Below are 9230 nucleotides of genomic sequence, written 5' to 3'. Positions count from 1 at the left end.
GCCCCTGGCGCTGCCCCAGCGCCCCGCCCAGCGCGACCAGGCCGCCAAGATGTTCGCCGTGTTCCACCGCGACGTGCTGGGGGAGGGCGGAGCCCCGGGCGAGCCCGACCCCAGCCAGCCCACGACCGTGGACTATGCCGATGACGTCGTTCTTCTCGACACCTCCGTCTCCGGCGCCGCTGCCTCCGGCGAGGACGTGACGGTGACGCTCGGTGCGGGCGCCGGGGAGGTCTCTGAGGGAGACGTGGTCGTGTTTGGCCCCACCGAGGGCATGCCCTTCGGTGGCGCGGTGAAGGTGGAGTCGGTAGAGGCCGGCGGGCGCGTCACGGGCGCGCGCCCGGAGCTCTCCGAGGTATACGACGAGCTCGTGATCAACGAGACCCTGGGGCTGGAGGACCTCGACCTCAGCTCGGTGCGCCTCATGTCGGGCTATGCGGACAAGCTCGAGATAGAGGTCTCCCAGGACATCGGCGAATACGGCACCGCCAAGGGCACGATCACGATCAACGACATCACGATCAAGCCCTTCCTCGTCCTTCTGGGCCCCTTCAGCTACATGGACATGAGCTTCGAGTGCGACATGGACGCGGAGCTCGCGCTCGAGCTGTCCATGATTCCCTCCGACCTCCGCTCGATCAAGCTCCTGTCCGTCCCGGTGCCCCTGCTCTCCGTTCCGGGGACCGGCGTCCACCTCAACGTCTACCTGGAGATCGACGCGGCGGCCAGCGTCTCGCTCTCCTCGAGCATCGAGGTCTCGGCCTCGGCGAAGAAGGACGTCTTCGGTCTGCCGGAGTTCAGGGGCGACTGCGACGTCGACCTCGCCGACGACGTGTCCATCTCGGCAAAGGGGAAGGTCGGGCTCTCCCCGGCTGCGGCGCTGGAGATCTTGGGGTGGTCCGCGAGCAGGATCGGCGTCGAGACGGGCGTGGGCGCCGAGGTCGAGACGAGCTACCACCCGGGCCTCACGTGCACGGACGCGGCGATGTGGGTCTACTCCGATGCCTACGCCGAGTTCCTGGGCGGCACGGACCTCGACCTCGAGGCCTCCATCAAGATCTTCGACAAGGACAACAGCCCGCTCAAGAGGGACATTCACCTGGAGGACGGCCTGCTCGTGGACGAGTGCACGTGGAAGCTCGTCCGCGGCAAGTACGGCGCCTTCTACGACAAGCTCCAGGAGCTGGAGGAGAGCTACGGGGAGGGGAGGCTCGTCAGCGGCGGCTTTGGCTCGATAGCTGCCAAGTGGCTTACGGGACTCTGCTTCGCGGGGGTGCACGACTTCGGCGACGGCGTCGAGCGCCTCGTGACGGCGTGCGGGACGGGTATGACGGCTGACAGCTTTCCCAACGCAGAGGGTACGTACGAGGTCACCATCTGGGAATATGACGAGAAGAACGGCGAGCTCGAGGCCGTGTGGCGCGGGAAGCCGAGCCACTCCAACGGGGGCTATGCGTACCTCATCTTCTCCGTGACGCCGGGCGGCGGGCGCAGCTATCTCATGAGAAACATCCCGGACGCGGAGTACACGTTTGTGGGCGTGCGGGACGACGGCTCGTTTGGCGTGGCGCGGACCGCCAGCGCCGTCATCGTGCTCGATGGTCCCGAGGGATTCGCCTACACCGTAGACGGCGTGCGGGTGACGATGCAGCAGTACTGGGACGCCCTCGCGAGCATGGGCGCCGGCAGCATTCACGGGCCGGGCAACGAGACGACGTGGACGCTCGCCGCCTATGGCCAGGAGATCGACGACCCGGCCAAGACCCTGCAGCTCATGCGCGAAACGTCCGCCTGGATAGAGGAGCGGGTGCTGAGTCGCGCGTGACGGGGCACGGCAGGGCGGGGAGCCTCGTTCTTCTCGCCCCGTCGGAGAGTGAGTCGTGGCGGGGGCGCTCGGCGAGAAGAACGGGCGCCCCCGAGCCCGCTACTCCAGGTGCTCCGCGCGCTCGAGGTAGTGCACGAGCGCGAGGTCCTCGTAGGCCTGCATGGCATTCTCGCCGGCGCCCGGGTCGCCCGTCCCGTGCCAGGTGCCGTCTGCCGTCTGAAGCCCCACGAGGCTCAGGGCCGGCATGCTCTCGCGAGCCACGAGCTGGGTCTTCTCGTAGTCCGTGAGGGGCGCGCCGGCAATCTCGAGCGCCATGGAGGCAAGGTCGGCCGGGCTCGCGCTCTGCCAGGTTCCCGGGACGGATCCCGCCACGTCGTAGTTGGCCCAGATGGAGTAGGTGGTGGGGTAGGAGCGAACCGCCTGCTGGAACGCCGTCTCGGCAGGATAGAGCGCCTCGACGAGCGTGTCGGCGAAGTTGGGCTGGTGATCGCCAAAGAAGACCACGATGACGGGCCTCTCGAGCTGGGAGAGCTCCTCTATGAAGGCTTGGAGATCGCGGTCGGATGCGTCGATGCAGGCGAGGTACTCGTTCACGTCTCCGCTGAGGTTGGGGTCCAGGCCGGGTATGGTGTAGCCCCGCAGCTGCTCTGCCGGGATGTTGCGCTGGCCGTAGCTCGAGTGGTTCTGCATCGTCACGTCGAAGATGAACTGCGGCTCGCTGCTCGAGCGCAGGATCTCGAGGACCTTGTCGTAGGTCGCACCGTCGGTGACGCCGCTGTGGAAGCCCGGGGCTCCCTCGAAGTCGTCGATGTCGAGGAACTCGTCGAACCCAAGGGCGGGGTAGACCTTGTCTCGGCTCCAGTTGGTCGCGAGGTTGGGGTGCATTGCCGTGGTCTCGTACCCGAGCTCGGCGAGCTGCCTGGGGAGGCTCGGCACGTCCGTCAGGCTGTAGAGCGAGTAGGGGTACTTGCCGTCGCCCACGTAGGCAAGCGGAGAGCCCGTGAGGAACTCGAACTCGGTGTTGCAGGTGCCGGCGCCGCGAACCGAGACGGCGAGCGAGCCCGTGGAGAGCGCGCTCGACTGCAGCTGGCGATAGAACGCCGGCCCCTCGTAGCCCACCCCCAGGCCGTCGTAGAGATATGAGAGGTCGGCGAAGGTCTCGTTCATGATGCAGACGATGCTCGGGCGCATGGAGGAGAACTGCTGCTCCGCCGCGGCGCGCGACGCGGACGAGCCGCGGCCCGCGTCATAGGCAGCCACGTACTCGCTCTCCACCTCTGCCGCCCCCTCCGGCGTGTAGCCCTGCGGCTTCTCCACGGGGATGTCCTGCGCCACGGCGACGAAGGTGGGGAGGAACCCCTGCCACTTGTAGTAGGGCAGCGGAGTCCAATACTGCATCTTGACGCCAAGGTCCTCGAAGTAGTCGGGTACGGTGAGGCCCGCCCAGAGGCAGCTCGCCACCATGAACGCACCAAGGAGGTTGCCTCCCACGTTGCCGGCGAGCTCGTAGCGGTCCCGGATGCGCGAGGGGGCCACGAGCGCGCACGGCGCCATGGCCAGCACGGCGCACGTGAGCCCCTGCACCACGTGGCTGTCCACGGAGTAGGTGTAGGTCCCGCTCACGGCCGCCGCCGTTCCCAGGACGAGGAGGTCGTTGGGAAGGATGGGGGCGCCCTTGAAGTTGGCGACGAAGAACTGTGCGAGGCCCGTTACGAAAAGCGCCCCCACGCCCAGGGCGATGCCCGCCCCGCGCCGCTGAAAGAGCAGGTAGAGCAGGGCGAGAAGCCCGGCGATGATGGCGAGCTCCAGGAAGGAGTTGAAGGCCTTGATGCCAAAGAGCTCGTCTGAGTTCCAGGGCAGCTCGAGCGCCAGGCGGCCCAGGGCGATGGCGGACGCCAGGGCGAGAAGGGCGATGCCGACGCGCGCCGCCTCCGAGAGGAAGCGCGTCCTGCCGCCGATCTGGTCGCGCCGGTCGAGCGCGTCGAGCAGGCGACGGCGCAGGAGGGCGCAGGCGGCCTGGAGTAGCGCCGCGAGGTCGAGGGAAACGAGGGAGATCACGTCCTCGCCGTTCTCGTAGAGGTCGAGCCCGCACACGACAGATGCCATCACGAGCGCGACGACCCCGGGCAGCATCCAGGCCAGGTCGGACGGGCGCAGGGGCTGCTCGTGGGCGCGCTGCCAGAGGAACACGAACGCCGCGAGCGCGGCGATGAGCGCAAGGCCGATGAGGGGAATCGCTATGAGAGGCGTGAGAAACACCACCTTGGGATCGTACGGGGGGCTTACAAGGCGCTTATGCGCCCCTCACATGATATTGGTTTTGTCCGCGGCCCGCGACGCGCCGCCGTGACGTGTTGTCAAGCGCCGTGAACCCGATCGTCGAAGACAGAAGGGCGGAGCGGTGTCAGCGGCCGCTGCTGGTTACGAGCACGCCGTCAATCTTCGCCGCGTCGGGGGAGGTTCAGGACCACGAGGGGCTAGGCCGTTCTTGAAGGTGTCCTCCCCGCCGACGATCTCTGTGGGGACGTCGTACTCGACCCCGAGATAGCGTTGGCGATCGCCGGGGTTGGTAAGCTCGGGGTACATGATGTTCCCGGACTGCTTCGCCTTCCTCAGGGGCTGGTGCGTGCAGGTGTACGCGCCCCGCTATCAGGAGCGTAGCAATAGCTGTCAGAGGCCTTCTTCGAATCATAGGCCTCTCCTTCCACATGGATGCGCGTCCAGCATAAAAACGCATATCGCTCAGCAGTCTTGCGTGTATCAAGCAAGAAATCGAATGGCGAAGGAGGACGTGCGCGGAAACAGGGGAAACGCTCATCCATAAAACGCATGTCACGGAGGACTGGGGGGGGGTTGCTATTTTTTCCAGCGAAGCCAATTTGCACCCCGAGCGCTTGCGTTCCTTCCGACTCTGGCGGCGAGAAGGACGCGGGTTGCCGCCCGCCGACGCGTCGCGCTCGCCCGCCGAAGGTGATGCCGCGGAAACGCCCCGCTTGCGGCTGAGCCTTAAGGTTTCCTGAAGTACCCCTCGGGAACGGAGGTGCCGGCAGTGTGCAGAAGCATGAGGCACGCGACTCTCTCTGCCGCCGCAGCGGCGATCTGCCTGGGGGCGGTATTCCCCCGGCGCCCGCCCGTGCCGACCGCCTCGACTTCCCCGATGTGTCGCCCTCTGACTGGGAGGCCGAGCAGGGCCGCATGACTTACGCCTCCCCCGAGGGGCTCATGTCCGATCTCGGCGGCACCACGTCGACTGGCGAGCTCGTCTGCGCGGCCGAGGTAAGTGCCGTCTTCCTCTACCACGGCTGTGATTTCCAGGATCCCAATGACTGCGTGGTCACGACGCTCAAGTAGCGGGGGCTCAAGTCACGTCTAGAGATGGCGGCCCGAGCACTCTGGGACGCCCCTTCCATAAGGAGGTTACGGTATGGCTCGTCCGCATTTGGTTCGACCGGCGCTCGTCTTGGCGCTTGTCTGTGCACTCGGTCTGTCCTTCTCGCTTTCTGCATGCTCGGTCACGTCGATGCAGGAGGGCGTGCAGGGCGAGCCCTCCGGTGCGGCTGTTTTCGGCTTGCAGGACGGGGCATCGGCTGAGACGTCGGAGCCTTCCAAGAAGTCCCGCGAGGCGGCCTGGGTGCTCGAGGACACCAGCTACCAGTCCTCCAGCCCTGACGCGCCGTTGAGTCCGCTGGCTGACGGCAGGACCTGGGCGATCTCAAGCTTTGGGAAGTACCGGCTCAGCGAGGACGGGCGAATCACCTCCTACGGATACGTGACGTACGAGTACGACGATGACGGCAGGCTCGCCGTCGTCACGGACTACACCTACCGCGACTCGGAGTCTGCGGTACTTGAGAACGCGCTCGACTCAGAGTCGATAGTCCTCTCCGAGACCGTCTACGATCACTCGGCAGGCGACGAGCCGGACTCCGTGACTACGGGCTACGCCATGACGCCCGACGGCGGTGCCGGGGGCGTCAAGTCCACGACCGAGGTTACCCACGAGGGCGGAGAGACCGTTACGACTACCACCATGTACTACGCCGACGGCTCGGTATTTGGGGAGACGGTCATGTACGAGGGGACCAACGATGACGGTGTCTCCTACAAGCGCGTCGAGGCCAACGGAGAGGTGCAGAGCTACTCCACCTCCGAGCGTACCGAGGACGGGACGAGGCTTGCGGTGACGAGCTACGAGGGCGGAACCGAGCCGGAGAACGTCACCGGCACGCGTATTACTACGTACGACGACGAAGGCCGTCCCCTCTCGCGCACCGGCGCGGAGAGCCCGGTGGAGGGAGGCGTGCTCGTCTCGGCGGAGGACCTCTCCATCCGCGAGACCGCATCGGGGACGTACTGGGCCTATGATGACGCAACGGGCGAGTTCGTGGAGCTCTACGTGAACCTCGACGAGTCGGAGGGGGAGTCCGTGGGCTCGCCGGGGATGGGACGCTACGAGTTTTGCGCCAGGGACGCGGACGGAAACGTTTTCTATCGTCGCTACGCCGGCAACACCGGAGGAGAGGACAACACGCGCCACGAGTGCACCTCCTATGACGAGCTTGACAACCCCGTGCTCAGGCTCACGAGTCTGATGGGAGGGAACCTGGGCGCCTTCCTCGAGCTTAAGCAGGAGTTCTCCTACGACGAGAGCGGCAATCTCCTTCATGCCGTCCAGAGCCGGTTTAACAGTCGCGGCGAGTACATGGGCGGCTATGCCTGGGTCTTTGGTTACGTGAACCTGGAGACGGGGGAGGAGCTTGTCGCGGCGCCCGTCAACGAGCTCACGGCGCCCGTCCTTACCGAGGGGGACGCCGATCCCCTGCCCTCGCGCCGTGCCTTTGAGGGCGTGGACTACGTCTCCCCGCTCTTCGGCTACTTCAAGAGCGGGGAAGAAGCTCCCGTGGAAGTGGGGGGAGAGGAGTTCACGGTGACGCTCTACACCGGAATCAGCGCGGATATGGTGGGCGAGCTTGGCGGGACGTTGGAGCTCATCGCGACGGACGGCTCGGACGGAACCTACGGGTTCGTGTTCACGCTTCCCGTTGCGGGAAACGACGGGCTTCTGTGCGTGACCGATGACGGAATTACCTTCGCTGTGAGCTATCCGGATGAGGAAACGGCGCACGTCGAGGGCCGCATGGTCACGGGGGAGGCCTTCTCGGCAGACCTTGCTCGCTCCGACGCGCCACTCGACTGGGGCGTGTGAGCCCGCTTGACTCGTCTGCTGACGTGTCGTGCGCTCGCAGAGGCGGGTGGCCCGGCCCGGGTCGCTCGGCGGCGCCTTCGCATAATGCCCGAAACCGTCCTTGGGGAACGGAGGCGCCAGCAATGACCAGGAGCATGAGGCGCGCGATCTTCTCTGCGGCGGCGGTCTGCCTGGGGGTGGCATGCCGTTCACTTGCCGGTCCTTCTCGCCCGCTTGCCGAAAGCCAACGCCTGTTCGGCGGGCACGAAACGAGGCCTCACGGCGTGCTTCCTACAATCAGGTGACGGAGGGCGCGCCCGCGCCCGAGGCGTCGTGCGGCGGCGGTCCAAGGGGGAGACATGAGGAAAGACGAGCTTGCGCTGAGGATGCTCCATGCCTGCACGGACGTCATCATGGCCGAGGAGGAGCTCACGGAGCTCGATCGTCGCTTGGGGCTGGGTACGGCAGAGCTGGGCACCACCATGGTGCGCGTGGTGTCAGCTGTGAGCCAGGCGGTCGTTGCCTCGGAGGGCAGCGTCCAGGAGATGCTCGACGCCGCGGCGACGGAGGTGTCCAAGGTCCCCGGCGGGCGCGCGGTACCGCTGTGGAGCTCGTGGCTCGACGGCATGCAGGAGGCCGCCCCAGACGAGGGCGAGGTCAGCGTCGAGGAACTCAAGGAGATGTTCGCGGGTGGGCTCGCCGAGCTCATGCGCACCACCGATGCGCGCGTGGGCGACAAGACCATGATGGACGCCTTCATCCCGGCGAGCGAGGCCGCTGCCGCCTGCGAGGGCGATGAGCTTGACCTATTTGACGATGTCGCGGACGCCGCCGACGTCGGCGCGGAGTCCACGCGTGACCTCGTGGCGCGCTTTGGGCCGGCGGCGGAGATGGGGGAGGCGTCGCGCGGCACGGTGGACCCGGGTGCTCTCGCGGTGGCACACTTCCTCCGGGGGCTCTCCCGCCCGTAGGCTCCGCGTCCGCCGGCTGCGCCTTCACATGCGCTGCGCTTTCCACCTGCTTGCAGTCGGCTTCCCGCGGAAGTGTGTCCGGCACATGTCACCTCGTTGACACTCCTTGTGGCGCCCCCTAGAGTGCGAGAAAAGTCGTGCGAGCGAGAAGGGCGTGGAATCATGGGCAGCATCCGGGCATGTGTCGTGGGGGCTACGGGGTATGCGGGCATCGAGGCCTGCCGCCTCATCCTTGGCCACCCGGAGTTCGAGCTCACCATGGCGACGGACCGCAAGGAGGCGGGAACGCGCCTCGACGCCGTGTACCCCGCCTTTGCGGGCGCCAGCGACATCGTGCTCTCGCTGCCCGAGCCGGATGCCATCGCCGCCGCCGCTGACGTCGCCTTCCTGGCAGTCCCGCACACGGCGAGCCTCGCGCTCACGCCGGCGCTCCTCGAGCGCGGCGTCACCGTGCTCGACCTCTCGGCCGACTACCGCCTGCATGACGCGGCGGTCTACGAGGACTGGTACGCCACCCCGCACACGAGCCCCGAGCTTCTCTCCCAGACCGTCTACGGCCTGCCCGAGCTCTTCCGCGCCGGGCTCTCCTCTCTCGCCGAGCGCCGTGCGGCGGGCGAGGCCGTGCTCGTGGCCGTGCCGGGCTGCTACCCCACGGCAACGGCGCTCGCCGCCGCCCCCGCCCTGGCGGCCGGTCTCGCCACGGGCGACCTCGTGATCGCGGACGCTATCTCCGGCGTCTCCGGTGCCGGGCGCGGCTGCACCGCCCGCACGCACTACTGCCATGCCAACGAGTCCGTCGAGGCGTACGGCGTGGCAAAGCACCGCCACACCCCGGAGATCGAGCAGACCCTCTCCGAGGTGGCTGGCCGCGAGATGTCCGTCGTCTTCACTCCGCACCTTGCCCCGCTCACGCGTGGGCTCCTCTCCACGGTCTACCTCGAGGCCTCGCCCGATGTCACGGCGGAGGGCCTCCAGGTCGCCTACGAGCGCGCCTATGCAAGCGAGCCGCTGGTCACGATGCTTCCCGCCGGCACCATGCCGGCCACGTCCTCCGTCTTCGGCACCGCGCGCGCCCAGGTGGGCGTGGCGCTCGACGCCCGGCGACGACGCACGATCGTCGCCTCGTGCGCGATTGACAACCTCGGGAAGGGCGCGGCCGCCCAGGCCGTTCAGTGCGCCAACGTGGTGCTCGGCCTCCCCGAGACCGCCGGCCTCCTGGCTCCGGCGCCCCTCGTCTAGCACCGTCCCGCAG

Annotated in this window: 6 protein-coding genes; 5 read left to right on the top strand and 1 reads right to left on the bottom strand. The window is 67.4% G+C overall.

The window, feature by feature from the left end; all coding sequences use genetic code 11:
* A partial coding sequence (locus B5F79_RS11010; protein ID WP_158094866.1) for a hypothetical protein occupies window positions 1–1822 on the top strand: 1822 nt, incomplete at its 5' end.
* Window positions 1823–1921: 99 nt separating this feature from the next.
* Here the strand turns inward: B5F79_RS11010 and B5F79_RS07810 are convergent.
* A complete protein-coding gene (locus B5F79_RS07810) occupies window positions 1922–4081 on the bottom strand; it encodes an LTA synthase family protein (protein ID WP_087219828.1) in 2160 nt (719 codons plus the stop codon).
* Window positions 4082–5017: 936 nt separating this feature from the next.
* On the opposite strand from B5F79_RS07810, the gene B5F79_RS11005 reads away from it, so the two are divergent.
* From B5F79_RS11005 to argC, 4 genes are all read left to right on the top strand, one after another.
* Window positions 5018–5173 (top strand): hypothetical protein, encoded by a 156-nt coding sequence (locus B5F79_RS11005; protein WP_158094865.1) that lies wholly within the window; start codon window positions 5018–5020, stop codon window positions 5171–5173.
* Between the two features lie 73 nt (window positions 5174–5246).
* On the top strand, window positions 5247–7028 hold the full coding sequence (locus B5F79_RS07800; protein ID WP_143786273.1) for a hypothetical protein: 1782 nt from the start codon (window positions 5247–5249) through the stop codon (window positions 7026–7028).
* Between the two features lie 338 nt (window positions 7029–7366).
* Window positions 7367–7978, top strand: a complete 612-nt coding sequence (locus B5F79_RS07795) for a DAK2 domain-containing protein (RefSeq protein ID WP_087219820.1) — start codon at window positions 7367–7369, stop codon at window positions 7976–7978.
* Window positions 7979–8140: 162 nt separating this feature from the next.
* A complete protein-coding gene (gene argC, locus B5F79_RS07790; RefSeq protein ID WP_087219817.1) occupies window positions 8141–9217 on the top strand; it encodes an N-acetyl-gamma-glutamyl-phosphate reductase in 1077 nt (358 codons plus the stop codon).
* Window positions 9218–9230: the final 13 nt, after the last annotated feature.

The organism is Olsenella sp. An285 (assembly GCF_002159625.1).
Taxonomy (GTDB): Bacteria; Actinomycetota; Coriobacteriia; order Coriobacteriales; family Atopobiaceae; genus Thermophilibacter; species Thermophilibacter avicola.
The sequence above is the reverse complement of the archived record's forward strand: the minus strand, read 5'-3'. Positions and strand labels throughout refer to the sequence as shown.

Bases quoted from the DNA above. Each gene is read 5' to 3' on its own strand.
- B5F79_RS07800 (WP_143786273.1), top strand. From the start codon at position 5,247: ATGGCTCGTCCGCATTTGGTTCGACCGGCGCTCGTCTTGGCGCTTGTC.
- B5F79_RS11005 (WP_158094865.1), top strand. From the start codon at position 5,018: ATGACTTACGCCTCCCCCGAGGGGCTCATGTCCGATCTCGGCGGCACC.
- argC (WP_087219817.1), top strand. From the start codon at position 8,141: ATGGGCAGCATCCGGGCATGTGTCGTGGGGGCTACGGGGTATGCGGGC.
- B5F79_RS07795 (WP_087219820.1), top strand. From the start codon at position 7,367: ATGAGGAAAGACGAGCTTGCGCTGAGGATGCTCCATGCCTGCACGGAC.